Origin of the sequence: Persicitalea jodogahamensis (genome assembly GCF_014651615.1) — a bacterium.
Taxonomy (GTDB): domain Bacteria; phylum Bacteroidota; class Bacteroidia; order Cytophagales; family Spirosomataceae; genus Persicitalea; species Persicitalea jodogahamensis.
The window spans coordinates 280,532-306,287 of record NZ_BMXF01000002.1; the positions used below are offsets into that span (position 1 = coordinate 280,532).

Here is a 25,756-nt window from a genome sequence, read left to right on the forward strand (position 1 = left end):
CCTATGAGTAACCCAGAATTAGATCATATAGCCTGCAAAGGCACGATTAGAGCCGTACACGATGCGATGGACGTTTTGGGCGGCCGTTGGAAAATGCACATTGTGGCTTCCCTTCGCTATGGCGAGAAGCGCTATTCGGAAATTCTGAAAGACATCAGCGGGATTTCGGGTAAAATGCTCAGCCGGGAGCTAAGAGATATGGAAATCAATCAGCTCATTGAAAGATCGGTAAAAAGTACGCAGCCCGTCGTAGTCTCTTATGAGCTAACAGATTATGGTAAAACGATCTTTCCGGTTATTGAAAGTTTGGCGAAGTGGGGAAGTGAGCATCGCCAAAAGATTATCCATACGGAAGAGTAACAGAAAGGGGAGAACCAGGAAAAAGGGCAGAGTCGACCTTGCTGCTAACTTTTATCTATGGTGCGGCGCATTCTATAGAAGATTGACTACAACATTGCAGCGCGCAACATTACGATACGACGAACGGAAATTTCGCAATAAGGCAAGACGTGAGACAATTAGTTTAGCTAGGATAAGATGGGATTCACAATTCTCAAACCAGAAATCCATTTGAAGTCTTCAACATTTCGGGTATGAAGTTCAAAATTATAATGCAATGCCGTAGCCGCGATGACAGCATCTCCCGCCGACATTTTATGCTGCTGACGTAGTCCAATGGCCGACGATAGTACCGCATCGGTAATTTGAAAAAGAGGGAGACTGTAAAATACGCTTTCGAAGTACCTTTTGCTTTTCGAATCTAAGCCATGAAATCCCAGTACTTCTAATTTTGAAAATATGGAAGCCCGGCTATCTTTATCTTTTATCAAAGAGCGCAGGTAGTCGAATTCAGGCAGAGCCGAATAAATGATGAGGTTACTGTCGAGGATGCGCATAGAGAAAATCAGTCTCGAAAGGGTAGGGAGCGATCTTGACGACTCCGCTCGAAATCAGCTAAGAATTTCGCCGGACTTTCAATTCCACCTCCTTCATCTATAATCCGGTGCGCTTCCTGCAAGCTTTCCAATGATGATATTACGGCTCCCTCCTCATCATAATCAGTTTGATTGGCGTCGTCAGCGGGCAAGATGATGATTTCCAAACGGCGCTTTGTATATTCGGCAGGTACCTCGATCTGAATGATACCGTCACTGGAAGTGACGAATTGGCGTAGAGCGTTCATAATCTTTTTTCTCAAATATAAGGAAAAAGAACGGAGCCGCCCATGCGGCAAGTAGTGGATTGCTGGTTTTCTGGCTTTGGCGTTAACTTGGCAGTGGGCAGTCGGAGACTACCTTCTTATTTTTAGTACGGGGTCATTCTTCGGAGGACCACCTACAACCGCGCTGTGCGGAATACTACGCCATGCTCGGAGAAATCTATTCGTTAGCCTCTTTCAGAATTTTGGCTCGAAGTGTTGGTGATAATCTAAAATTCGTGTTGTCAATCAGATCAACTATTTGCTTCACCGATTCGATCACCCCCAACTTCTTGGCAAGTAACAATATGCCGAGACAGCCTACTATTTCAAGATTCAACTCTCTGGCTTTTTTCCGTCCTTTCTTCTCATCGATGATAAGTAAGCTATGGTCAGTTTCCATAGCCAAGGCAATCGAACTTGCCTCACCTTTGCCCAAGCCAACTATCAGAGCCAGGTACTTTGCTGGGGATGTGAAACTTTTCACTTGTATCCAACCAGGCTTGAATCCACACTCTTCGATAACTTCTTGGGTAGCTATCAATTCAGGAAACAATGCTTGTAATATGTCCAGCCTGTCGATTTTTTTGTATAAAATTAAACAGCTTGCATCGACTATGACTTTTCGCATAGTCAGATTTTCAGCCCACGGATTGCTGCCAGGTCTTCGCCTGTCTCTCCGAATATCGATATGCCGTATTTACCGACCTCTTCCAGAAACTCCTTCCGGGAAATGCCAGCAAATTCAGCCGCCTGGCCTGAGGATAAGATTTCTCTATCGAACATGTACGCGGCTAGTACCATTTTTGCTTCGTATGGCTCCACTTCGTCAGGGAGCTCGGTGTTAAGTACTTTCATGTTTAAATTTTTTTAAAACGATTCCTTAAGCCCTATTCCCACTCATCGCGCATTCTTTTCTGAATTTCCATAGGCTGCTCCTCAATTTTTAGCACTCCGACGTACTTCATAGCATTGAGCCGCTTGGCGGGTACCTTCGCGTTCGTCTTTGAAAGTACGTCTTCCAGCCGCTGGCCTTATTTCAGTATAAGAGTCATGATTGGTAAACTTTTATGAGCGATGAAGATACGAAAAAATGGATCGTTTAGTGCTTAACGACGCTGGCCGTTGCAAACGGCCTGTCATCTTTGGTACGCGGTTATCCTTTGGAAGACCCCGCACAATGGCGAGGAAGACTACACATAACTAAGGTTAGCAGAATACACACACTAGTAGAGTTAGACTCGCTCTAACATTGCATATTGGAATTGATCTGATACTAACATTAGCATATTTGAAGTAAAATCGATGTGATCATTAACGTCTAAACTACTTAGGTTAGGGGATTCTCCATGCGCAACAGAATGTCGCCACCCAACTAATTCTTTATCAAGTCGATTGCGCCAGCGTTGCCAAATTCCCAAGTCGAAACTTAAAAGTCGGTAATTTTGTGTAAGACGAGAGAAGTCGAGATTTGAACGAGCCTCAATAAGCTTAGCGTCGACAAGCTCGAATCCACAGTCAATTTTTGAGTTTAGGTCATCAACAAATTTTAATCGTGATTCAAGAGAATGGTTTCGATCTCTCATGCTTTCGAAGTCGGCATTGAGCGCGCTCAACAATAACATCCAATCTGAATCGCGAACCCGGCCACCCTTATGTCGCAAAAACTCGATATAAGTTTGGACACACTCATTGTAAAAACCTTCCCAATTAGCGTATGTAAGCACTACGACAGCCTTAGAGGCGATGTCCGACAAATCTGTTCGCACAAGTTCAGCAAACGATCGTTTTATTTCAGAAAGTTCGCGGGCGCGCCGCAAACGTGCGATATCGATATCGTCGAAAAACTTATCAATGTTATCCATTCGGATTAAACCAATTGGAGCCAAAAGGTACCGTACGCTGAATGCGCACTGTTCCACGAAGGCCAGATGCGCTCATTTCTGCAAGTTGAGGCTGCTGCCAAAGTTCTACAACTTTTTCCTTAACAAATGCATCAGGATTATCTAACTGTTTAATAGATGAATAGTTCCGAATCATACCAACTGCAATAGTCTCTAAAGCTCTAAGAGAAAACCTGGAGGCGATTGAATTTGGTGAACCAATAGGAGGAATAAGTGCAGTTTCACCGAAGAGTCGGAAAAGTGTTTCAACTGTCCATCCGATGGGTAGCAACAAATTATCTTCATCTTCATTCGTGAAAATATCTACAATTGTATAATCAAGAAACTCCTGTACATCCCAGCCCTTCTCAAAATCCACATTCCCGTGAACAATAAGCCGTACGATATACTCAATGTCTCGCTGATTTTCACGCTGTTCTCCCCTAATTTGGAATATCTTTTGAAAATCCGTGCGTGACGCAAAATCCCTGATTTTTTGGGTAAAGCTGCTATTAGCCAACACCATCGAACAAGTACGAACTTCTTGTTCATTAGCATACGCTCCACCGCGGTTTAGACGTTGAAAAAGGTCAAATTTGGTTTTCGGATCGCTCGGATGCTTCAGGATTTGAAAGTCAATACGAGCACGACGGAAGAAAAGCTGTAATGATTTTTCTAATTCATTTTCACCTGGTGTTGATGCGTTCCAAACAACATTCTCTAATGACGGAAGATATTTTGTTTTAAGTAATATGCTCCGTCTTATCTCACCGCTATCAACATCCCTTAAGATACCCATGAATTCCAATAATGTCGAAATGCGCTGAAGACCATCTATAAGTTCCCATGTGGCATCTCCGTTTTCATATACGAAAACAGGCGGGATAGGAATTCCGATTAGTATAGACTCAACGAAGTTAGATTTTCGCTCATTAGACCAGCGGAAAAGACGCTGAAAGTCAGGTAAAATGTTCAGCTCATCCTGACTATACATATTTGCAACCTCGCCTATGGTGATTTGAACCGTATCAGTATTAACTGCACGCTTTGCTTCCTCGATTTCACTTTTAAGCATTTATAATCTCAATTAATTAACAATCAGAATTACGATATACACCCCGCTAACCTGATCTGTGATTGGGGTTACCTTACCTAGCGTTCGCAAAAAAAGATCCGAGAACAAAGCCAAAAGCTGTGTCTCGGATCTATTTACTAATTATTCGTTGATTTGAAACTACCTACACCGCGTCCGACAAGCTCGAAAACGTAAAGTCGCGAATTTTCAGCGGTGGAATCAGGTTGCCACCGATGCGCTGCGGGACGCCCATCGCTTCGAGGTTGTTGAGCATGATGACCGGGCTTTCGTTGAAGCGGAAGTTTTTGACGGGGTATTTGATGACGCCGTTTTCGATGTAGAAAGTACCATCGCGGGTAAGGCCGGTGTAGAGCAGCGTCTGCGGGTCCACGGCGCGGATGTACCAGAAGCGCGTGACCAGGATGCCTTTCTCAGTGTTTTTGATCATCTCGGCCAGCGATTCGGTGCCACCCGCCATGATGAAACCCGAAGGCGGCGGGATATCGGCCACGCCCTTAGTCTGCGACCAGTAGCGCGAGGCGTACATGTTTTTGACCGCACCGTTTTCAATCCACGACATCTTGGTTTGGGGGCGTCCGTCACTGCCACCGCCGCCGAAGCGTCCGCCGCCCCCGCCGTAGGGCGAGCCGGGGATTTCGAGGTTCATAGGGTCGGAGTAGATGTTGACGCGCTCGTCGAAAAGCTTTTCGCCCAGGCGGGTTTCGCCGCCTTTTTTGCTCAGGAACGAGCGGCCTTCGTCGGCGGAGCGGGAGTCAAAATTCCGCATCATGTTTTCCAGAAGATCCACGGCGGCCGCGGGTTCCAGAATCACGGTGTACTTGCCGGGTTCCAGGGCGCGGGCGTTGACCGAGGCCAGCGCCTTCTGCATCGCGATCTCGGTGGCATTTTTAGTGCTGAGCTTGGTCACGTCGTTCACGTCGCGAATGGCGTAGCCCGAACCTAACCCGTCGGCGGTGCGGACGGTGATCGAGAAATCCACCGAAGTCGAGGGGTTGTAGCCAAACAGCCCTCTGCTGTTGCCGATGGCGCTGAATCCGGCGGAATCTTCCAGGTACCCCGCCGCGACGAGGTTCTTTTTACGGCAGGGATCGAGGCTGTCGAGGGCTGCCTGCGCGCGGTAGTCGGGGTCGATTTTGGCGGTCGCTTCCACGTAGCTCTTGGGTTCAAGGTACTTTTGCGGCCCGAGCATCGGCACGTACTCCGGGTTTTCAGGCGCGAGTTGCGCGATTTCCTCGGCCCGGCGGACGGTCTTTTCCAGCGAGGCGTCGTCGAACTCGTTGATCGTCGCCGTACCCGACTTCTTGCCGAATACGGATGTTATGGCCAGCGACAGGTTGTTCGTTTCGCCGCTGGTAGTTACCGAGTTGCGGGCGTAGCGGATGTTGCCCGTCCGGTTGCCGCCCAACCCCACGCTCGCTTCATCGGCCTTGGAGTAGGAGAGGACTTTATCTATGATTTTTTTAGCTTCTGCTTTGGATAGAGTTGCCATTGAATTATTCGCTTTTAGAATAGTAGGTGGTTTCTGTTAGTTGAGCGATAGAAAACCCGTAGGGTTGACATATTTATAGTAATGGAAAAGTAGAGTATTGTGTGACCCCACGGCGTCTAATGTGGTCTTGGGTAGGTAGTTTCTACAAATGTTTCACCTATACCGGGTGCTTTAATCGAAGACAACTTTTCCTTCCTGCCCTTATTCTTTCCACTGTCAACTATATCTTCCTTCCCGTGTTGATCACATTCACCCCGTTGAACCGCGTGGTGGCACTGCCGTGGGAGACGGCACTGACCTGGGAGGGTTGGCCTTTGCCGTCGAAGAACGAGCCGAAGGTGCGGTAGTCGTCCTGGTCGCAGCGCTGGGCGCAGGAGTTCCAGAATTCCTGGGTGTTGGACTGGTAGGCCACGTCGTCGAGCATGCCTACGATCTCACCGTTTTTGATTTCGTAGAAAAGCTGCCCGCCAAACTGGAAGTTGTAGCGCTGCTGGTCGATGGAGTAGGAGCCACGCCCGATGATGTAAATCCCCTTGTCCACGCCTTTGATCATGTCCATCACGCTGCGCTTCTCGGTACCTGCTTTCAGTGATACATTGGGCATGCGCTGGAACTGCACCGAATCCCAGCTATCGGCGTAGCAGCAACCCTGCGACTCCTTCTCACCGATGATATGCACCTGGTCGCGGATGGCCTGGTAGTTTACCAAAACGCCATCTTTAATGAGGTTCCATTCTTTGCTGGGAACGCCTTCGTCGTCGTAGCCGACTTTGCCGAGCGTATGCGGCTGAAGTCGGTCGGCCACGATGGTAACCTCCTTGCTGCCGTAGTTGAAATCGCCCGCCTTCCACTTGTCGAGCGTGGCGAAGCTGGTGCCGGCGTAGTTGGCCTCGTAGCCCAGCACGCGGTCGAGTTCCAGCGGGTGACCGACGGACTCGTGGATCGTCAGGCCGAGGTGGTTGGGGTCCAGCACGAGGTCGTACTTGCCCGCCGTGACCGACTTGGCCCCGATTTTCTCCTTCGCCTGCTTGGCGGCGTTGGTGGCATCTTCCACCATGTCGTAGGAGTTCCGGTAGCCGACCAGACCGTTGGGGCCGGGGATCTTCTCGGAAGCCAGCCCGTCGAGGTACTCGTAGCCCATGCCCATCGGCGAACTGATGGCGTCGCGGGTTTTGAATTTTCCGGCAGCTTTGTCGATGGCCGTCACGGTGAAGGTGGGCCAGATCCGGTGGATATCCTGATCGATGTAAGAGCCGTCGGTGGAGGCGAAGTACTTTTGTTCGTTAACAAAAAAGAGGTTGGACGTCACGAAGCCCGCGCCGTTTTGCATCGCCGCGCCGTTGACCTTCATCAGCAGATCAATTTTTTCCTTGACCGGAATCTCAAAGGCATTTTTGGTCAAAGGCGTTTTCCAGGCGACTTCGCCCACGCCTTTCTGCGCGGCCAGAATCACGGGTTCAGTCTGAATTTTGGAGTTGGCCTTGGCGATGGCCACCGCGGTTTCGGCGCATTTGGCGATGCCGTCGGGCGTCACGTCGCTGGTGGCCGAAAATCCCCAGGTACCGTTGGCGATCACGCGCACGCCAATCCCATACGACTCGGCGTTGGTGACGTTCTGCACCTTCATCTCGCGGGTGAACAGGAACTGCTGCAGGTACCTGCCGATGCGGACATCGGTGTAGGTGGCGCCTTTGCTGCGGGCAGCGTTGAGGGCAATGTCGGCCATTTTTTTCTTCGCGGCCGCGTCGGCGGCGGGTTCCAGCAATTGGGCGGCATCGACTTCGCGGCCCATGACCAGGCCAAACGGCAGCATGGCCGCGCCCGCCGTCAGGCCGGAAAGTTGCATGAATTTTCTACGTTGCATTTTTTGGTGTTGGGTTGTTAGCTACTAGGACGTTGCACGATCGGAGACAGTACATACGGGTACTGTGTCAAAACTTAGCAAAAATGCCGCTTTGCACTGAGAACGCCAAACATTTTGTTGTGCTAACTATTTCTTCTTCCCTTTTCCGTACTCGCAAGCCCCTTTGTCCGAAATTTCGTAGTAGTTTTTGAAGTTAGATGCTTTCGGGTCCATGCAGCCTTTCAGGGGCAGGAGTTCAATTTTACGAAAGTCGATCGCGTGGCTTTCGCTTTGCAGGGCGATGTACCCTTCACTGAGCGGGGTGTTGTCCAGTTTGCGCCAGGCGGCAGCGCTTTCGGGCGTGAAGTGCGCCACTTCGAAGCTATCGTTTTTGGTACTGGTAAATCCTCCGCCGACACGCGTGTGGGTGTAGGTCAGCACGGTGTCGCCGTCGATGAGATGGTGGATGATCGAGTCGCCGTACACGATGGCTTCGCCTTTCACCCAGACGTCGCCGTTGTAAGTTTTGGAAGCGGCATCGATGCAGTGGGCCATGTTGAGTTTGCCATTGACATCGGCGATAGTACCCGGCGAACAAAGGTTGCCGGTGTGCCGTTCGCCGCTGCCGAGTCCACCCAGTAGCTGCATTTCCAGCGACACGGGGAAGGTCTGGTCTTTACCCAGGTTCCAGGCGGGTTCGGAGTGCAGCATCACGCCGCTGTTGCGGACGTTCCAACTATCACCGCCCGGCAACTGATCGCCCAGAAAACGGTACTCGAACTTCAATTTATAATGAGAGTAAGGCTGCTTGTAGTACAGGTGCCCGTAGCGTCCGTCGAAGCGGTCGTAGCCATCGTACATCACCCGAATCATCCCGTCTTCGGCCCGAAACGTATTTTTATAGTTGTCGTTCATGGCGTAGCCCGCGATTTTGACATCCCAGCCGGTAAGGTCTTTGCCGTTGAAGAGTTGAATCCAATCGCTGGCTTTGGGGGCATTGGACTGGGCCCGGGCCATACCTGTGGTCAGACAAACAAGGAGCAGGGCGGATAGCAGATTTCTCATGGTAGTCGGTAGTTGGTTTTGCTGCGTCGGATTTTCCTTCGAGAAGGTGATTTGGACAAAATACTACTGTCTGTGCAGACACACAGCTGTGCGAATGAGGGTACTTTGCAAAGAAGGCCTAGGTTCGGCGGCTGAGAAGAATCACCCCAGCTTCTTTCCATTGGGGCAGACAGCGCTTTGCTGGCACAATGCCCTATCCTGTTGAAAGCCGCCGCGCAGCCGGGAGGATAGTACTTATTGGGGCGTATAAAAAGAAAGTACCTGAGTATTTTTTACTCAGGTACTTAGATACTTTGGAACTCGGAAATTTATTCCACCACGCTCAGCTTCAAGGCATTCGTCTTACGATGCTTGGAAATGGGCATGCTCAGTGTATTGATAAACACATCACCCGAGGATAATTCACCGCGTTCGACAAGGAGTTGTTTAATGTCGTTGATAAGTTCGTCGGTAGAAGCTTCCTCATCGGCTTCGTAGTAATGGCATTGGGTACCCCAGTACAGTCCCAATGTGTTCATCAGGCGGCGGTTGGAGGTAAAAATCAGGAGGTTGGCCTTAGGGCGGTGGTGCGACAGCCGGAATGACGTGTAGCCCGAGCGGGTAATGCCGATGATGGCTTTCGCTTCGGTGTCGCGGGCCAGGCGGCAGGCGCTCATCACCACGTTGTCGTTCAGTTGATCCTCGCTGGGATTCTGGTTGACATGCGTGTGCCACTTATAGTACACAGCGCCCGTCTTCTCGACCTGCTCAATGGTTTTGGTCATGCTCTGCACGGCCAGCAGCGGGTACTTTCCCGAAGCGGTTTCGGCACTCAACATCACGGCGTCGGCTCCGTCGAGGACGGAATTGGCCACGTCGTTGACCTCGGCGCGGGTTGGGCGCGGGCTTTCGATCATGCTTTCCAGCATCTGCGTCGCCACGATCACGGGCTTGCCCGCCCGGTTGCATTTCTCCACGATCATCTTCTGGATCATCGGCACTTCCTCGGCGGGCATTTCCACGCCCAGATCGCCCCGTGCCACCATTACGGCGTCGGTGGCGGCGATAATCTCGTCAATGTTCCTGATCGCCTCTGGTTTTTCCAGTTTGGCGACCACGCGTACTTCCTTGCCTTTGGACTTAATGTAATCTTTCACTTCCTGGATGTCCGACGCACGGCGGACAAACGACAGCGCGATCCATTCAACACCGTGTTCCAGGCCGAAGTCCAGATCTTCGTAATCCTTCTCAGTCACGGAAGGCATCGACACCTGCGTATTGGGCAGGTTGACGCCTTTTTTGGATTTGAGATAGCCACCGTATACGACTTCAGTCACTACGTCGCTATCCTCAATGCCCGTCACCTTCACTTCCAGTTTGCCGTCGTCCATCAGAATGCGGTCGCCAATGCGGACGTCGTTGTACATGCCGTCGTACGGCGTGCTCACTTTTTCGGCGGTACCAAGTACCTCGACATTGGTCAGCACCAGCCTTTGACCGGCCGTGATCAGGACGCCATCCTTCTCAGCTACGTTGCCGATACGGATCTTCGGGCCCTGCAAATCCTGCAATACGCAGAGATTCATGTCGTGCTCTTCGTTGATTTCGCGGATGCGGTTCAGCCGTTCGAGGTGGTCGGCGTGACTGCCATGCGAGAAATTCAGGCGAAAGACATTGACCCCGGCCCGGGCCAGTGCCAGCAACTGTTCCTTACTTTCTGATGTGGGGCCAACGGTGGCGACGATTTTGGTTTTCTTTTGGGACATGAATTAATTAGTGAATGTCGGAATTAGTGAATGTCGGAATAAGAAGGAAGGTATGAGTATTCCGACATTCCAAATTCACTAATTCCAAATTGGAATTTACATTGAATCGACATCCACCACCACGTTCACGTTTTTCAGCGTTTTATCGGTGAGAATGTCGGTGACTTTTTCCTGGATGAATGACTTTACGGCCTTAAAATTAATCTTTTCCCTTTCAAGTTTAATGAGAATGTTGAACAAATACTGATTTCGGACCCGCTCGACCAGCGGCGGTTCGGGGCCCAGCACGCGACTTTGGCCAAGTTCGGTGAGCAGTAATTCGGCAAGGGTGGTAGCGGCCCGCTGGGCCGTGTCGCGGTCGGTATGCTTGACAATCAGCTTGATAAGGCGGCTGAACGGCGGGTAGTTGTACTCCTCCCGCTCGCTAATTTCGGTGTTGTACATCGTGCGGTAATCGTTCCTGATCACCCACCTCAAAATTTCCTGGCCCGGGTTGTGGGTTTGGATCAACACCTTGCCGGGCTTGCCCGCCCGACGACCCGCTCGCCCGCTCACTTGCGTGAGCATCTGAAAGGCCCGCTCCGATGCCCGGAACTCGGGGAAGTGAATCATGCGGTCGGCGTCAAAAATGCCGACAACGCTCACGTTGCCAAAATCCAGCCCTTTGCTGACCATCTGGGTACCGACCAGGATGTCGATCTGCTCGTTTTCGAAATCCTGAATGATCTGCTGGTAGGCGTTTTTGGCGCGGGTCGTGTCCATATCCATGCGCTGCACGCGGGCATTGGGATAAATCAGGTGCAGCTCATCCTCGATCTTTTCGGTGCCGAAGCCCATGGTCTTCACTTTTGGCGAGCCGCAGTTGGGGCAGGTGCGGGGTACTTGTTCTTTATGACCGCAGTAGTGGCAACGCAGCTCGGCCACCTTCATGTGGTAGGTCAGGCTCACGTCGCAGTTGTTGCATTGGGCAATCCAGTCGCACTCCTCACACTGAATGTAAGGAGAGTAGCCGCGACGATTCTGGAAAAGAATCGTCTGCTCGTTGTGTTCGAGGTTGTACTGCATGTAGTTCAGCATCACCGACGAAAACTCGTTCTTCATCTTGCGCGATTTCTTCTCTTCCTTGATATCCACCAGCAGGAACTCCGGCAAAGCCGCATCGCCGTAGCGCTCAAACATCTCCACCAGGCCATAGCGGCCATGCTGCGCGTGGTAGTAGCTTTCGAGGGAAGGCGTGGCCGAGCCGAGAACTACCTTGCCGTGGTGCATGTAAGCCATCACCACGGCCACGTCGCGGGCGTGATAGCGGGGCGCGGGGTCAAATTGTTTGTAGGACGTCTCGTGTTCCTCGTCGACGATGATCAGGCCCAGATTGGTAAAGGGTAAAAACACCGCCGACCGTACCCCGACGACAAACTGAAATTTTCCTTCGATGATGCCTTTCCATACTTCCACGCGCTCGTTGTCGGAGAATTTGGAGTGGTAGATACCCATCTTGTCGCCGAACACTTTGCGCAGCCGCACTACGATCTGGGTCGTCAGGGCGATTTCGGGCAACAGGAAAAGTACCTGCGTACCGCTTTCGAGCGCCTGCTTGATCATGTGGATATACACCTCCGTTTTGCCGCTGCCCGTGATGCCGTGCAGAAGTACCACTTCCTTATCCTGAAAATGGTCCTGAATCTGCCGTATGGCCCCCTGCTGACTTTCGCTGAGATTGATGACCGCCGCGGGTGCCTCGGGAAGGTCGGCGAAGCGCGACACCGTGACCTCGAACTGCTCGAATACCCCGTTTTTCAGTAAAGTCTGAAGCGAAGAGTTTGAAGAGTTGTCGTCCTGCGTAAAGGCTGCTTTCTCCAGGCCCTTCTGATTCAGCCCGGCGTTGCTTTGGACGGGGACAAAGCTCAGGTAGCGCAGCAGGACTTCCTGCTGCTTGGGTTGTCTTTCCAGCTCTTTCATCAGCCCATTCACGCCTGCTGCCGAAGCGTAGCTTTCCGTCAGGCGTACTTTGCGGGATATTTTGGGCTTGTACTTTTCCTTGACCTGCTCGAAGAGAATCACCGCCCGTTTTCCTACCAGCGACTTGATGACGGCATTGACGTTTACGCCCTCCGTTAGCCGGGCCACTTCGTCGTATGAAAGGGATTTGTGCTTTTTTATTTCTTCCAGCAAGCCCACTTCTTCTTCCGTAAGCAGTTCGGCGTAGTCGAAGTCAGGGTTGAACTGCACTTTCGACTGGCTCGTGATCTTCAAACCCGACGGTAGGGCCACGTTCATCACCTCACCGATGGTACACAGGTAGTAGTCGGCCATCCAGCGGAATAGCTCCAGTTGGCTGGCCATTACCAGGGGCTCTTCGTCAAGGAGTTCCAGCACGTATTTGGCCTGGTAGTTCGCGGGCGGCGTGTGGTGCAGTTTGCCGACTACGGCCGTGATCACCCGGTTTTTCCCAAACTGTACGATGACTCGGGCACCGACTTTAATCAAGCCGCTCATTGCCCGGGACACCCGGTAGGTGAACAGTTTAGGGATGGGAACGGGCAGAATCAAGTCGGCAAAGACCGTGCTTTCTTCTTCGAATGGGAGGGTATTCTGGACAAGCATTTGGGTGGGAACCGCGGTATCGGGATAATGCTGCAAGTTAAGGAACATTTAGATAGTCGCCTGATCAAAAATGGCAGGGAAATTGCTGCACTTCTGACACTGAAACGCGCGCCATGCTCGAAATAAGACTATACACCAACCGGTTAATACGATTATTGAGACAAATATGAAGAATGGAAAAATGCCCACGTTGTGGTTCAGGAGATATAAAGAAGAACGGGCATATCCACAACGGTAAACAAAACTATTATTGCAAGACCTGCGGCCGAAATTTTGTGGAAAATCCTCAGCAAAAGATTGTAAGCCAAAAGGATAGAGAGCTGGCCGCCCGTCTTTTCAGGGAGGGTTTGTCTATGCGGGCTATTAGTCGGGTGTTGGGTGTCAGCCTCCCCTGGGTGCTGGATTTCACTAAAAATCTTTCGGGTGAGAAGGGGATTTCTGGTGAAGTGCCCGATTTCGGAAAGGCAGATTCCAAATCAGGTGAATCAAGCTGAGGGACAGCGTTTTTGGCATCAATTTTGCAAATCGAGCATTACATGTTTACCACTATCACATATCTGTGATTTGATAGCATGCATATTCCTCTTCGTTATACTTTACTACTTCTTGAATGTCCTCTCATTACTCCACCACCAGGCGCATTGCGCTCCTTTTGCTATTTTCAGCCTCACTGTTTCATCTTCCCGCCTACGCCCAGATTAGCGGCGTCGTGTACCGCGACTTCGATGGGAGCGGCACCCGCACATCGGTCAATCCCAATGAGATCGGGGCCAGTGACGTAAAAGTCCGGGCCTATGTTGGCAACAGTTCAACTCCCCTGCTGTCCACGACGGACGAACAAGGCGTGTTTTCGTTCAATGCCACCCAGATTCCGGCAGGCAGCCAGGTCAAACTGGAATTTTATGATCTGGGAAAAATGAATTATAGCGGGCCTTATGGCGCGGAAAGCGGCACAAGCCTGCAATTCGTGCAGGCGCCCAACGACCGGATCTCCTTTGGCATTTTCTATCCTGCTGAATACTGCGACACGCGGTCTCCGGTCATCGTCACTTCCTGTTTCATCAATGGCGACCCCAATGCGGGTGGAAACGCGGGCGACCAGGTCGCTCTGGTTAGTTTTCCTTACGAAGCCTCGGGCCTGACTGGCCCCGCCAACTTTCCGGCCACACCGCTGGGCCTGGTCAAAGAAGTCGGCGCTATTTGGGGCGTGCTATACCACATGAGAAGCAAGAAATTTGTAACATCGGCCATTCTCAAACGTCACGCTGGTTTTGGCCCGCTGGGCACGGGAGGGCTTTACCTTACCAACTACCTTACCGGAATATCGACTCCTTTCATTGATGTGAAAACCCTGGGCATCGACACCGGCGACGACCCGCATATAGGTTTATCGGCCGACTTCAGAGATCCCAGCCTGGACACTGTCGCCTTACGAAAAATCGGAAAACTTAGCTTGGGGGCCCTGGCCGTCGATGAGAGCGGGGAGCGGATTTTCCTCAGCAACCTGAATGATCGCAAGGTGTACAGCCTGTATGTGAGCGGAAATCTCAACACGCCAACCCGGGATAGCGTTCGCGCCTTCACCATTCCCAACAACTGTGCCGATCCCGGGGATTTCCGGCCCTGGGCGCTGAAAGGTTACCGGGGCGATATCTACGTGGGGACTGTATGTTCGGGCGAGACGAGCGGGGATACGGCAAAGCTCAGGGGCATCGTGTACAAATTTGATCCGAAGGAAACCAACCCCACCTTTACACAGGTACTTTCTTTTCCTTTTTCATTCAAAAGAGGCTCTCCGGACATGTCGGTCGGTTGCGTGCGCAATTACTGGAGTACCTGGGACGATGCCTTTCCGGCGCCTTGCAACGGCAGCTTTGTCCTGAATCCTCAACCGATCATTTCCGACCTTGAATTCGACGTGAACGGCGATATGATTCTGGGTATCATGGACCGGTTCGGTCACCAGTCGGGCCGTGACAACTACGGCGGGAGCAGCACCGCTGGCAATGTGTACACGGGCTTCAGTGGCGGCGATCTGATGCGGGCCGGCCTGAACGCCGATGGTACTTATACCCTGGAGTTCAACGGAATGGTTGGGGATGAGACGGGCTGCGGCACGGGCAATGACGAAGGGCCGGGCGGCGGCGAGTTCTACTGCGGGGACGAATGGGTTTTTTACGGTAAAGTGGCCCACGGCGAAATCAATAATGGTTCTCTGGCCTTGGTGCCCGGCTCCGATGAAGTCATCTCCACTGCCATGGACCCGCTCAGCACAGACGATAACAGTGTTTACCTTGCCTCAGGCTGGCAGGCCTACCGCAATAGTGGCGCGATGGCGGGCCGTGTGGTTCGCGAGTTTGTGGTGTACGACCAGGATTACGTCGGGACTTTCGGTAAGTCGGCGGGCCTGGGCGATATCGTGGCGGCCTGCAACGCCGCCCCCGTCGAGATCGGCAATCGCGTTTGGCTCGATCGGAACCGTAACGGTGTGCAGGATGCGGGTGAACCGGGCGTCGAAGGAATTATCCTGACGCTGCACGACGCTGAAAATGGCTTTTCCCAGGTTGCCAGCGACACTACGAATGCCAAAGGTGAGTACTACTTTACGAATGCCAACGTACCCGGAGGAGTGGAATTTAATCATAAATACGAGGTGCGGATAAGCATGCTTCAGCCCGCCATTACTACCGATAGCCTGCAGCCTGCCCCGCCCAATATCGGTGACCCGGTTGCCGATTCGGACGGTATACTGGTGATCCCTGGTGCTGCTCCCGGACCCGGTGCGAAGAATGGCCGTTTGGCTGCCGCCCTGGCCGAGGAGCCTTATGTGAAAATTGAGGTAACTTCAGGCGGTATTGGTCAGAACGACCATACCTACGACTACGGTTTTGGTCCGGCATCGAAAATTGAGCTGGTAACCGACTCGATTCGGATATGTTCAGGAGAAGTGACAGTGCTGATTGCGCAGGCCGCAAGCGTCCTCCCCGGGGATAGCGTGGCGTTTGTCCTATACGATAATATTCCTGGTACCATTGACGAAAAGCTCAATTCAGGAACGGTGCTCGGCAAGGTGGCGCCTGACGGAACGGGGCTGGCGACCTTACCCAACGTGATTTTCCCGGTCAATGCAACCAGAGACTCCGCTTCGTATGTAGTATGTGCGCTGCTGCTGACCAGGGATACGGCGGTACTGGGCGTGGACAACGGCACCGTCACGATCGGCCCAATTCCGGTGGTAGTGGCGACTGTGGACGGAACGCTGAATTGCACCCAGCGCATCGTCAATCTGAAAGCCAGATCAAGCATGAGTATTGCTTCTTTCTCGTGGACAGGGCCCGGTAACCATGTCAGCACCGACTCCATTGCGCCGGTCAGTGTGCCGGGTACTTACGTTGTAGTTGGTACTTCGGCGCAAGGCTGTGTCTCGTCCCCTGATACGGTAATCGTTGTAGAAGAGGAACTACCTCCCGCCCTTCCAACTCCCGAACTCGTCATTTGTGAGCCCCTCACCTCCGTGCAACTACCTGCCATCGGGAAGGGGCAGGAGTGGCTCGTGAGTGCTTTCAATCCCGTAACAGTAGCTGTCGACACGGTGGCAAACACAGCCAGTGGCCTGTCCGCGAACGGAACGTACCATATAAGATTGCGGGAAGGCATTTGTATTAGCTCCGACTCGCTGAAAATTACCCGTAATCCATCTTTGGCTCTCAAAGATTCCAGTGTCACCCTTTGCGCATCCGTGACGGTCAACCTGCCCGACTACATCCCCGGCTACGATACCCTCACCGGCCAGACGTGGCACCTGGGCAGTGCTACTGGCGCAACAGTTACCGATATCAATGGAATCACCTTTGAACAGAGTACCACCTACGTGCTGATTGCCGCCAATAGGTTCGGTTGCACTGACACGGCCACAGTTCAGTTCATAAAAGTACCTTCGGCTACCCTCACGGCTCTGGCCAATGGAATTTTGACCTGTACGCAACGCTCGGTGACCCTGACGGCCACATCCGATGCCAGTGATATCGCCTACCTATGGACAGGACCCGATAATTTTACCAGTACGGATTCCGTAATTTCCGTCAGCAAGTCCGGGAGATACATTTTAACCGGCCTGGCAGCAGACGGATGTTCTTCTGTTGCTGATACATTGGATGTTTTGGAAGAATTGGTTCCGCCGCAGCTACCCCTGGCATCCGTCGGTATTTGCGAACCTACCTCCCAGGTACAGGCTCCGCCCATCGGCCTGGGACAGGAGTGGTTCACTGAGTTCAACAATGCGGCCCCCATCGAAATCAATAATGTTCAGAATTCGGTAAGTGGCTTTACTGCGAATGGCGTATATGAAGTGAAACTAAGGGAAGGTGTTTGTACAAGTGCGGCAGCCATGCGCATTGTCCGCAGTGCGGCTTTGGCCTTGCGGGATACCGTCGCTACGTTTTGTAATGCAACTGCCGTCAACCTGACGAGCTATATCCCCGGCTATGCCAATCTGGTTAACCCGGTCTGGCATCTGGGTAGCGCGAGTGGTGCTGTTATACCCGTTACGAATGGTATGCAGGTCGACGAGAGCACGACCTACGTTTTGACCGCCAGCAATCAGAGTGGTTGTGCGGACACGGCCTCCGTGAAATTTGTGATACAGCCTATGCCGATTGGGTTTTTGAGCATTACCCCGCCTACCTGTAACGACGGAATCCCATTGGCCAATGGCATCATGACCCTTTCGGGCATTCAGGCGCCCATGCGATATGATCTGGTGCAAGATGCTGATTACTCGGGTGATGCTACCTTTTCTACCGCCGCCGCAGTACCAAAGGATGGCAACTTTGGCTCAGACTGGGCAAGTCCGGCAGTCGATACGCCGTTTACCATGCGGGTATTCAATGAGGCGGGCTGTTTCCTGGATCTGTTCGTTTCACTTGGCCCGGTCGATTGCCAGTGTCCGGTTGTGTGCGTTCCTGTTTCAGTGAAAAGGGTAAAGAAGATGTAAGTGGTTTTTCAGCAACTACAAAAAATGGGTCCCTGCTTTTGAGGACCCATTTTTTGTAGAGAGTTAGGTCTTTTTTTAGGCAATTTTACGGTTCTTTGAAAGGTCCTTACCCTCGTTTTATTCAAAAAACAACCTTTCGATTTCCAACGTTGGACCTTCTTCCCAGGGAAGCATGGCATTGAATAGCCGGAGGTGAACGTAAGCAGGTATGTCATCAGCGCGAATGGCTCTGGGCTTGATGATCTCTTGGTCCAATAGATAGGCACGTTGCGTTCCCGCCAGAAGAGGGTGCTCCGGCGTGTACCATCCGGCCCCATCGAACAGCGCAATATTGGCGTAGCTGGTATCGGTAATAAAGCCCTGCCTCATTATAAGCACATCATCACAACTACCCCGCTGATCATATAAAGAATTGAGCGCCTGACGGTCTTTGTACTTGTGAGCATAATCCAGACCGTCCGCTTTCACCACCCGTAAACTACCAATGGTACGGGGCTGGTACTTCTCCCATTCGATGTTTACTATTTCCGCGCCGTAGGTAATCCGGCATTTGTGCTTGCCGTCGTTCACCGAATGGGGTATTTCGAGATAATCCTTCAAAGCCAGAGGCTCCTGCGCGCGCCACAATAGCTGCCGGGTCCGGTTCATCCGTGCTTCGTGGTAGGGAAGCCGCTCACTGAATTTCCGCTGATGGACGCAAATCGTCTCGAAGCAAAGCTGGGGTTGATTCATCACTAAAAGGAAGGTACACTTTATCGATTAATTCCTGATACTCGCCCTCGGCGCTACTGCGGGCAGTGATCCCTCCGCCGCTCTTGAAAACCAGATTTTCGTTCTGTTGCTCGAGGTACCGAATCATGACTGCACTTTCAAATACTTCGCCGTCAAAACTACCCATAATGCCGGTGTAGTAGCCGCGGTCGTATCCCTCGGCTTCCTGAATGATACGGAGGGTAGAGGGCTTGGGAGCACCGCTGATCGACCCGGCGGGAAGTAGTTTCACAAGTAAGTCTCCGTAAGCTCCGGCAAAGTTGTCCGGCAGCAAACCCGCTATTTCCGAACTGACTTGCAAAAGTGAACGCTCGTGGGTGGTGACCTTGTCGAGATAGCGATAACGCTCGACCCAAACCTTTTCAGCGACCATGCTCAGATCATTACGGATCAGGTCGACAATGGTGGCATGCTCGGCCGCCTCCTTGACATCGGCCAGAATGATCCGCCCGGCGTCGGGAATGTGTGCCGAGATCGTGCCTTTCATGGGAAAGGACGAGATGCGGTTATTCTTGATCCGGACAAAAGCCTCGGGAGAGAAACAAACGAACTTATCGCGAAACCAGAAGCGGAACGGCGCACGGCTGTGCCGGTAAATATCCAGCAACGACAAACTAGTCTCGACGGGGGTCGGGGCCGATAAATTGACCAAAAAAGAATTGCCGCGCTGAATATTCTTCAACACATAGTCGAATCTTGGCCGATACGCCTCGAGTGAAAGAGGGTACTTTTTAAAATGATAAGGCGGTAAAGTGGGCAACGGGCTGTCATCGGCGGGGTCGTTAGTGATGCCGTTGAGATTGAACCGCAACCGGGCCGGATCGACTTCATCCATACGCCAGGCAAGGGGTACTTTGCCCGCAAAGTCGATCAGGAATAGAAACGGGATGCCCGCTCGTCCCCACGCGTTCAGGTGGTTTACGAAAGATTCAGTGGAACTGGACGGAGGAAAAAACAAGGGACGGATCAGTTGAGAGAACGATTTTTAACAGTCCGGTTTTGCACAAAGTTCAGAAACCATTCGCACGTACAAGGTGTTGCGTAGTGGAATTTTGAGCAAAAAATCATGCATTTACACGACGTTATTATCATCGGTGGTGGCCCCTGTGGCCTGGCGATGGGCATCGAAGCCGCCAAAAGCGGGCTGGATCACCTGATTTTGGAAAAAGGTAGCGTTACGGAGTCCATCCGTCGCTACCCCAAACGTATGCGGTTTTTCTCCACCGCCGAAAATATCGAGATCGGTGGCATTCCGTTTCCCATTTCGGGCGTGAAAGCCAACCGCGACGAGGCCTTGCAATATTACCGGAAGGTGGCAGGCTACTACCATCTTAACTTTGAGTTATTTGTGGAAGTGGATCGCACGGAGCGGCAGGAGGATGGTACTTTCTTCGTTTTTACCACCGACGGGCGCACTTTCCAGGCCAAAAATGTAGTGCTGGCCACGGGCTATTTCGATTTCCCGCGCATGCTGGATATCCCCGGAGAAGATCTGCCACACGTGTCGCACTACTACGACGAGCCATTCAAATATTCTTACACCAATGTAATTATCGTGGGAGGCTCCAACTCCGCTGTGGAAGCCGCGCTGGAACTCTACCGCCACGATGTAAACGTGACTATTGTCCATAAAGACGACGATTTCCGTAAAACGGTGAAGTACTGGCTTGTTCCCGACGTAAAAAACCGCGTGAAGGAAGGCAAGATCAACACCATGTTCGACAGCGTCGTCAAGGCCATCGAGCCCGACCAGGTTTTGGTGGAAAGTACCCTGACGGGCGAGCAGCAATGGCTACCCGCCAACTTCGTATTTCTGCTCGTGGGGTACCTGCCCGACGAAGCCCTGCTGCGTCGCTGTGGCGTGGAACTCGACACCGTCACGAAAATACCGACCTACGACCCCGAAACCTTTGAAACTAACGTGCCGGGCCTGTACCTTTGCGGCACGGTCATGGCGGGCGTCCGTACTGAAAAAGTATTTATCGAAAATGGACGCGACCATGCCGCCGCGATCGCCGATCACCTCACGGGGCGTGAAGTGAGGAAGGTGCCGGAGTTGATTGACAGGATTTAGGGTTGATGACATACTACACACTCCCGTATTAAAATGAGACGTAGTTCTCATTTTAGATTGGGGATAGAAGATGTGTGGTTTTTTAGCAATACTTGGGCGAGTGGGGTTTACGTCTATAAATCGGTAACTTTATCCTCGTGCTCCTGTAACTGGTAACTTATATGTTGCGCCAGTTTTTCGGCGTCGGAGTCCAATATCACATCAATCTTCAGGTCACCATGATCCCAATTCAAGGCATCGATAATAAACTCCTTCAAAGATTTGTCAGCCTTGGGCAAAGTAGTTAAGAACGTAAGGTGAATGCTTTCGGATGTAGTACTGATTTCCTTCAGTTTCCCAGACCATCGATATGCTTTCATTTTTATAGCTTCAGCGTTTTGCAAATCGAAAGACAAAGGTTGGTAGCAGTGCCAAATCTCGTTTTTCCAAGATTTGTCAAAAATGAAGGTGTCGTTTTTTGTGACGACATTGTGCTCGACCAGCTTTTCGGTAATTCTGTATTTATCGAAGTAAGCCTTATACTTCTGTTTCCAAACTTCCTCGTTGGTAAGAGATAGAGCCGTATTTTGGTCAAGGTACTTTTCTACTAAATCCTCATACAAACCGGAAAGCGCCGCTTTAAGATCCAAATCTATACCGTAATGTACTTCGGTAAGTACCAGGGCGCTATCGTCCGGCGGTAGGATTTTACATGTAATCTGGCTTAAATCCTCCGAAGGCTTGAATAGCTCAAAGCATTCAGAGGCTACCCGGCTAATTTCTTGCTCAAATCGGCGCAATGATTGAATAAGGTGGCGTCCGTTGGCACCCGGGAAAAAGGAGGTGATCCGGCTAAACTTATGAAGCATTCTGGTTTGCAGAAACACCGCATCGGGCGCATACATTACGATGCCCACATTCACGAATTCTTCCGTAAACTGGTCGTGAACGTATCTGAGTAGTTGATATTGATATTTTTTCATGCGATCAGAACGTTAGTTAAGCTGTCGGAAAACTCTTTCTTGTGAGCGTTTATGGCCTGCGAATGCATTTTAACATCATTGAGAAAATCTTTTTGCTCACTAAGCCAGGCGGCAGGAATAAAGTACTCTACCCTCTCCCAAAAATAATCATTGATTCTCGAAAATTCATCCACAAATCCCTTGAAATCAACAACGTTATCTTTTAGTGATACGTATAGACAGTGTTTTCTGCACATATCTTTTTCTGAGTCGTTTAGCATCCAAGGAGTGGCATTCCTCAAAAATGAGAGCAAGGATGTGAATGAGAAGGCCAACTCATGGTCAAATAAAAAAAAGTGATTCCCGTTCGTTAGCAAATTTGGCTTGGCAGATCCTCTGTCAGCATTTGACAAGTAGGTGTCGAGGGCCAGAACGTCTTTGGCTTGATCAAATAGTCGACTACCGGACGATATGCTTGAAGTAATTATAGAGGAGTACCCAGCCTCATACATAGTGCCAAAATTTAGCCCAACGCTGTTTGCGACATTTTTATAGCTACCCTGCCCAGCAAGTGTGTCCGCAAATTCTGCACTAACTCGAATAACGGCAGGCTCGGCAACAGTCATATCCAACTCTTTGCCAATCCAGGCACCGAGCAGTTCACAACAGGCCGCCTTAGTACTCATCCTAGGGGCTTTCATAAATTTGACCACATATTGACCCCGCGCGCCAGTGATTTCGTCTACACCGCTCACGAGCATCGGCTCGGTCGATCCGCTTGATAAGGTTCTAAAGCTGGCTAAGGCGTGGATAACAGGCAACGAGTAGCCCTCATCTGTAATTTTCAGCATCCATCATTTTTTGTAATAAAAAGAATATAAAACCGGTAATATAAACTTTTGTGAAAAAAAAGCAGTATCGAAAATATAAAAGCCATAAAATAATCCCCTGCAAGAGACATTCTTGCAGGGGATTCAAAAAACGTGACCCCGGCGGGAATCGAACCCACATCTAAAGTTTAGGAAACTTCTATTCTATCCGTTGAACTACGGGGTCTGGTGAATTAGCCCGCGAATTTCGGTAATTTTCGTTGACTCACCAAAACTTCGCTATTCAGCGTATTCTTCGTCGTAGTAGCCCACGTCGAGCCAGTTGGGATAGATCAGGAAATGCTTGTCGCGAACGAGGTCGGCGAGGTGGCGGCGCAGCTCGGCCATATTCTCGTTATGTTCCGCCGAAACAAACACTACGTGTTCGGCTTTGCTGGCGTGGTAGCTCTTGCGAAGTTGCTCGATAAGAGCGTCCATCGGTAGGCGCTTTGTGTCTTCAGTCACTTCCTGCCAGTCTTGCTCGTCTTGCGTTTCTTCGGGTTGCTCGTAGAGGTCGATTTTGTTGAAAACGATAATGGTCGGCTTGTCGGCCGCGCCGATTTCAGCCAGCGTGCTGCTGACTACCTCCATTTGTTCCTCAAAGCCCGGATGCGAAATATCCACGACGTGGACCAAAATGTCGGCCTCACGTACTTCGTCCAGCGTGGATTTAAAGGATTCGATCAGCGTCGTGGGTAGTTTCCGGATAAAGCCCACCGTATCGGTCAGCAGGTACGGAATATTCCCGACCGAGACCTTTCGCACGGTCGAGTCCACGGTGGCGAAGAGTTTGTTCTCGGCAAACACGTCTGCCTTGGCCAGGCGGCGCATCAGCGTGGACTTCCCCACGTTGGTGTAGCCCACCAGCGCCACGCGCACCAGACGGTCACGCTCCTTGCGGCGCGTGGTACTTTGGCGGTCGATCTTGCGCAGCTTTTCTTTCAGCAAAGAGATCCGGTCGTTGATAATCCGGCGGTCGGTTTCGAGTTCTTTCTCACCGGGTCCGCGCATCCCGACGCCGCCTTTCTGCTTACTAAGGTGCGTCCACATGCGGGTCAGGCGTGGATACACATACTGGTACTGGGCCAGCTCGACCTGCGTTTTGGCCTGGGCGGTCTTGGCGCGCATCGCGAAAATGTCCAGAATCAGCAGGCTGCGGTCCAGTACTTTAATTTCGTGTTCCTCAAACGCCGCTTCCAGATTGCGTACTTGCGAGGGCGACAGGTCATCATCGAAAATCACCATGTCCACGGGTTCGGCGGCGATGAACGTCTTGATTTCCTGCAATTTGCCACTTCCCACGTAGGTGCGTGACTCGGGCTTTTCCAGGTTTTGCGTAAAGGTATGGGTAGTTTCCACACCCAGCGTCGACACCAGAAAGGCCAGTTCGTCGAGGTATTCCTGGGTTTGAGCCGCGCTTTGCTTTTGGGGGCTCACGGCCACCAGCACGGCGGTTTCCTGTTTTTTCTCGGTGGAATTGGTTGCTCTTTTATCTACCAAAGCTATCAGCTGTTAAATGGTTAGGTCTTATCTATTTGGTTATTTCCTGCAGAAGCATGTACGAAAAAGCATTCGGCAAGCAGAAAATAACCTCTTCTTCGTCGGATTAGTTCTGATGACCGTTCACTAAGTCGGCGGCTGATTCCTAGGCATTGCCCGCCAAGCCCGGTACTTTAGATCATTCCCTTAACGCAAACCCAACGTTTTGAAAGAATGGTTCAAACTTCTCAAGCTGTCACTCAACGGTTCCCGGCAGAGCTACGTCAGCGGTAGCATCGACCGCGCCATCTTCCTGCTGGCAGTGCCGATGGTACTGGAAATGGGGATGGAGTCGCTTTTCGCGGTGGTGGATATCTTCTTCGCCTCCCTGCTCAGCACCGAAGCGGTAGTCACCGTCGGGCTGACCGCCACCGTAGTGATGCTCGTCGACGCGATGGCGATTGGTCTTGGGGTGGCGGCCAGTGCCCTGGTGGCGCGGCGGATAGGCGAAGGAGAGCCCCGGCAGGCCGGAATGGTAGTCGGGCAGGTCATTCTCATTGCGCTGGTTTTTTCCGCCGCATTGGTGGTAGCGGGCTGGCACTACGCCGGAGATTTGTTGCGCCTCATGGGAGCCGAGGAGAGAGTCATTGCGGTAGGCACCCGGTTTGCCCAAATCGAATTCCTGAGCAGCCCGGTCATTGTGCTGATGTACGCGCTGTGCGGTTCGTTGCGCGGGGCGGGGGCGGCTTCGGCGGCCATGCGGTCGCTGTGGATTGCCAATGGCATCAACATCCTTTTGGACCCGCTCTTCATTTTCGGTCTCGGCCCCTTTCCCGAAATGGGAATTACCGGAGCGGCGGTCGCTTCGGCGATTGGCTGGACATCGGGCGTGGGGTATCAGCTGTACTTTCTGTACGCCAGCCAAAGAAAGATTTCGGTCCAATGGTCGGACCTGATACCCGACCGCACCTACCTAAGCCGACTGCTCAACCTGGCGGTGGGTGGAACGGGACAGTTACTCATCGCGTCGGCCAGCTGGATTTTCCTGACCCGCATCGTGGCGGGTTTTGGCAGCGAGGTAGTGGCGGGATACACCATCGCCATCCGGATTTTTATTTTTACCCTGCTGCCATCCTGGGGCATGGCCAATGCCGCCGCCACGCTGGTCGGTCAGAATCTGGGCGCACAGCAGCCGGGCCGGGCCGCCGTGTCGGTATGGCGTACGGCTCGCTGCAACATGTGGTTTTTGCTCGTAATTGCCGTCGTTCTTTTCTTCCAGGCCGAAACGGTCATCGGCTGGTTCAGCAGCAACGCGGCGGTATTGAATACAGGCGTCTCCGCTTTGCGGATTTTCTGCCTGGGCTACGGCTTTTACGGCTACGGAATCGTTATTATCCAGTCTATCAACGGCGCGGGCGATACCCAGACCCCCCTTTATCTCAACCTCATCTGTTTTTGGTTGGCCGAAATCCCGCTGGCATATTTGCTGGGCCAGCAATACGGGGCCATCGGTGTGTTTGCCTCCATCCCCATCGGGGAATCACTACTGGCTATTCTCAGTATACTGGTATTCCGAAGCGGTGAGTGGAAAATGTCACAAGTTTAATCTGTTAATGGTTAGATAATTATGATGGAATTTAATCATTGACAGAATATTTTTTCTAGCTTTGTCAAAATTTCCAAGCCCATGAAGTTCCTCACTTGGG

At 51.7% G+C, this 25,756-nt stretch carries 21 protein-coding genes and 1 tRNA gene; 5 read left to right on the forward strand and 17 right to left on the reverse strand.

The window, feature by feature from the left end; genetic code table 11:
• The first annotated feature begins 3 nt into the window (after positions 1–3).
• Positions 4–360 (forward strand): winged helix-turn-helix transcriptional regulator, encoded by a 357-nt coding sequence (locus IE117_RS11265; RefSeq protein ID WP_189564522.1) that lies wholly within the window; start codon positions 4–6, stop codon positions 358–360.
• Between the two features lie 167 nt (positions 361–527).
• On the opposite strand, the gene IE117_RS11270 is transcribed toward IE117_RS11265, so the two are convergent.
• The 11 genes from IE117_RS11270 to priA all read right to left on the reverse strand — a co-directional run bounded on the left by IE117_RS11270 (position 528) and on the right by priA (position 12,923).
• Entirely contained in the window at positions 528–896 is a 369-nt protein-coding gene (locus IE117_RS11270; RefSeq protein ID WP_189564523.1) for a type II toxin-antitoxin system VapC family toxin, read from the reverse strand.
• A gap of 8 nt (positions 897–904) precedes the next feature.
• Positions 905–1,183 carry a hypothetical protein gene (locus IE117_RS11275; RefSeq protein ID WP_189564524.1) on the reverse strand — a complete coding sequence of 93 codons (279 nt, stop codon included), beginning with the start codon at positions 1,181–1,183 and terminating at the stop codon, positions 905–907.
• Between the two features lie 196 nt (positions 1,184–1,379).
• Positions 1,380–1,829 (reverse strand): PIN domain-containing protein, encoded by a 450-nt coding sequence (locus tag IE117_RS11280; protein ID WP_189564525.1) that lies wholly within the window; start codon positions 1,827–1,829, stop codon positions 1,380–1,382.
• Positions 1,830–1,831: 2 nt separating this feature from the next.
• Positions 1,832–2,056 (reverse strand): UPF0175 family protein, encoded by a 225-nt coding sequence (locus IE117_RS11285; protein WP_189564526.1) that lies wholly within the window; start codon positions 2,054–2,056, stop codon positions 1,832–1,834.
• 377 nt (positions 2,057–2,433) lie between these two features.
• Positions 2,434–3,063 carry an MAE_28990/MAE_18760 family HEPN-like nuclease gene (locus IE117_RS11290; RefSeq protein WP_189564527.1) on the reverse strand — a complete coding sequence of 210 codons (630 nt, stop codon included), beginning with the start codon at positions 3,061–3,063 and terminating at the stop codon, positions 2,434–2,436.
• Complete coding sequence (locus IE117_RS11295; protein WP_189564528.1) at positions 3,056–4,156, reverse strand: DUF262 domain-containing protein; 1,101 nt, start codon at positions 4,154–4,156, stop codon at positions 3,056–3,058. The genes IE117_RS11290 and IE117_RS11295 overlap by 8 nt, the downstream gene beginning before the upstream one ends.
• A 163-nt stretch (positions 4,157–4,319) precedes the next feature.
• Positions 4,320–5,666, reverse strand: coding sequence for a TldD/PmbA family protein (locus IE117_RS11300; protein WP_189564529.1), 1,347 nt, complete (start codon positions 5,664–5,666; stop codon positions 4,320–4,322).
• Positions 5,667–5,886: 220 nt separating this feature from the next.
• Complete coding sequence (locus IE117_RS11305; RefSeq protein ID WP_189564530.1) at positions 5,887–7,530, reverse strand: TldD/PmbA family protein; 1,644 nt, start codon at positions 7,528–7,530, stop codon at positions 5,887–5,889.
• 126 nt (positions 7,531–7,656) lie between these two features.
• Complete coding sequence (locus IE117_RS11310) at positions 7,657–8,574, reverse strand: 3-keto-disaccharide hydrolase (RefSeq protein WP_189564531.1); 918 nt, start codon at positions 8,572–8,574, stop codon at positions 7,657–7,659.
• Positions 8,575–8,882: 308 nt separating this feature from the next.
• On the reverse strand, positions 8,883–10,319 hold the full coding sequence (gene pyk, locus IE117_RS11315) for a pyruvate kinase (protein WP_189564532.1): 1,437 nt from the start codon (positions 10,317–10,319) through the stop codon (positions 8,883–8,885).
• A 96-nt stretch (positions 10,320–10,415) separates the two neighbouring features.
• On the reverse strand, positions 10,416–12,923 hold the full coding sequence (gene priA / locus IE117_RS11320; RefSeq protein ID WP_189565342.1) for a replication restart helicase PriA: 2,508 nt from the start codon (positions 12,921–12,923) through the stop codon (positions 10,416–10,418).
• Between the two features lie 173 nt (positions 12,924–13,096).
• Here priA and IE117_RS11325 point away from each other — a divergent pair, with 173 nt between their 5' ends.
• Together IE117_RS11325 and IE117_RS11330 are read left to right on the forward strand one after the other, a co-directional pair.
• Positions 13,097–13,417, forward strand: coding sequence for an IS1/IS1595 family N-terminal zinc-binding domain-containing protein (locus IE117_RS11325; protein ID WP_189564533.1), 321 nt, complete (start codon positions 13,097–13,099; stop codon positions 13,415–13,417).
• A gap of 116 nt (positions 13,418–13,533) precedes the next feature.
• Positions 13,534–17,916 carry an SdrD B-like domain-containing protein gene (locus tag IE117_RS11330; RefSeq protein ID WP_189564534.1) on the forward strand — a complete coding sequence of 1,461 codons (4,383 nt, stop codon included), beginning with the start codon at positions 13,534–13,536 and terminating at the stop codon, positions 17,914–17,916.
• A gap of 117 nt (positions 17,917–18,033) precedes the next feature.
• Here the strand turns inward: IE117_RS11330 and IE117_RS11335 are convergent, their stop codons facing one another.
• Positions 18,034–18,648 carry an aminotransferase class IV gene (locus IE117_RS11335; RefSeq protein ID WP_189564535.1) on the reverse strand — a complete coding sequence of 205 codons (615 nt, stop codon included), beginning with the start codon at positions 18,646–18,648 and terminating at the stop codon, positions 18,034–18,036.
• On the reverse strand, positions 18,590–19,645 hold the full coding sequence (locus IE117_RS11340; RefSeq protein WP_189564536.1) for an aminodeoxychorismate synthase component I: 1,056 nt from the start codon (positions 19,643–19,645) through the stop codon (positions 18,590–18,592). Before IE117_RS11340 ends, IE117_RS11335 begins: the two co-directional genes overlap by 59 nt.
• 108 nt (positions 19,646–19,753) lie before the next feature.
• Between IE117_RS11340 and IE117_RS11345 the strand changes: the two genes are divergently transcribed.
• Complete coding sequence (locus IE117_RS11345; RefSeq protein WP_189564537.1) at positions 19,754–20,761, forward strand: YpdA family putative bacillithiol disulfide reductase; 1,008 nt, start codon at positions 19,754–19,756, stop codon at positions 20,759–20,761.
• A 113-nt stretch (positions 20,762–20,874) separates the two neighbouring features.
• Here the strand turns inward: IE117_RS11345 and IE117_RS11350 are convergent, their stop codons facing one another.
• The 4 genes from IE117_RS11350 to hflX all read right to left on the reverse strand — a co-directional run bounded on the left by IE117_RS11350 (position 20,875) and on the right by hflX (position 24,071).
• Positions 20,875–21,723, reverse strand: coding sequence for a DUF3037 domain-containing protein (locus IE117_RS11350; RefSeq protein ID WP_189564538.1), 849 nt, complete (start codon positions 21,721–21,723; stop codon positions 20,875–20,877).
• A complete protein-coding gene (locus IE117_RS11355) occupies positions 21,720–22,553 on the reverse strand; it encodes a HipA family kinase (RefSeq protein WP_189565404.1) in 834 nt (277 codons plus the stop codon). Before IE117_RS11355 ends, IE117_RS11350 begins: the two co-directional genes overlap by 4 nt.
• A 133-nt stretch (positions 22,554–22,686) precedes the next feature.
• Positions 22,687–22,758: transfer RNA gene (locus tag IE117_RS11360), tRNA-Arg, on the reverse strand.
• Between the two features lie 53 nt (positions 22,759–22,811).
• Positions 22,812–24,071: a GTPase HflX gene (gene hflX, locus IE117_RS11365; protein ID WP_189564539.1), complete on the reverse strand. Its 1,260-nt coding sequence runs from the start codon at positions 24,069–24,071 to the stop codon at positions 22,812–22,814.
• Between the two features lie 205 nt (positions 24,072–24,276).
• Here hflX and IE117_RS11370 point away from each other — a divergent pair, with 205 nt between their 5' ends.
• On the forward strand, positions 24,277–25,656 hold the full coding sequence (locus tag IE117_RS11370; protein ID WP_189564540.1) for an MATE family efflux transporter: 1,380 nt from the start codon (positions 24,277–24,279) through the stop codon (positions 25,654–25,656).
• Positions 25,657–25,756: the final 100 nt, after the last annotated feature.

Bases quoted from the DNA above. Each gene is read 5' to 3' on its own strand.
- IE117_RS11355 (WP_189565404.1), bottom strand. From the start codon at position 22,553: ATGCTGAAAATTACAGATGAGGGCTACTCGTTGCCTGTTATCCACGCC.
- IE117_RS11325 (WP_189564533.1), top strand. From the start codon at position 13,097: ATGGAAAAATGCCCACGTTGTGGTTCAGGAGATATAAAGAAGAACGGG.
- IE117_RS11280 (WP_189564525.1), bottom strand. From the start codon at position 1,829: ATGCGAAAAGTCATAGTCGATGCAAGCTGTTTAATTTTATACAAAAAA.
- IE117_RS11345 (WP_189564537.1), top strand. From the start codon at position 19,754: ATGCATTTACACGACGTTATTATCATCGGTGGTGGCCCCTGTGGCCTG.
- IE117_RS11300 (WP_189564529.1), bottom strand. From the start codon at position 5,666: ATGGCAACTCTATCCAAAGCAGAAGCTAAAAAAATCATAGATAAAGTC.
- IE117_RS11285 (WP_189564526.1), bottom strand. From the start codon at position 2,056: ATGAAAGTACTTAACACCGAGCTCCCTGACGAAGTGGAGCCATACGAA.
- IE117_RS11330 (WP_189564534.1), top strand. From the start codon at position 13,534: ATGTCCTCTCATTACTCCACCACCAGGCGCATTGCGCTCCTTTTGCTA.
- IE117_RS11270 (WP_189564523.1), bottom strand. From the start codon at position 896: ATGCGCATCCTCGACAGTAACCTCATCATTTATTCGGCTCTGCCTGAA.
- IE117_RS11310 (WP_189564531.1), bottom strand. From the start codon at position 8,574: ATGAGAAATCTGCTATCCGCCCTGCTCCTTGTTTGTCTGACCACAGGT.
- pyk (WP_189564532.1), bottom strand. From the start codon at position 10,319: ATGTCCCAAAAGAAAACCAAAATCGTCGCCACCGTTGGCCCCACATCA.
- IE117_RS11335 (WP_189564535.1), bottom strand. From the start codon at position 18,648: ATGAATCAACCCCAGCTTTGCTTCGAGACGATTTGCGTCCATCAGCGG.
- IE117_RS11295 (WP_189564528.1), bottom strand. From the start codon at position 4,156: ATGCTTAAAAGTGAAATCGAGGAAGCAAAGCGTGCAGTTAATACTGAT.
- priA (WP_189565342.1), bottom strand. From the start codon at position 12,923: ATGCTTGTCCAGAATACCCTCCCATTCGAAGAAGAAAGCACGGTCTTT.
- IE117_RS11305 (WP_189564530.1), bottom strand. From the start codon at position 7,530: ATGCAACGTAGAAAATTCATGCAACTTTCCGGCCTGACGGCGGGCGCG.
- IE117_RS11290 (WP_189564527.1), bottom strand. From the start codon at position 3,063: ATGGATAACATTGATAAGTTTTTCGACGATATCGATATCGCACGTTTG.
- IE117_RS11350 (WP_189564538.1), bottom strand. From the start codon at position 21,723: ATGAAAAAATATCAATATCAACTACTCAGATACGTTCACGACCAGTTT.
- IE117_RS11265 (WP_189564522.1), top strand. From the start codon at position 4: ATGAGTAACCCAGAATTAGATCATATAGCCTGCAAAGGCACGATTAGA.
- IE117_RS11275 (WP_189564524.1), bottom strand. From the start codon at position 1,183: ATGAACGCTCTACGCCAATTCGTCACTTCCAGTGACGGTATCATTCAG.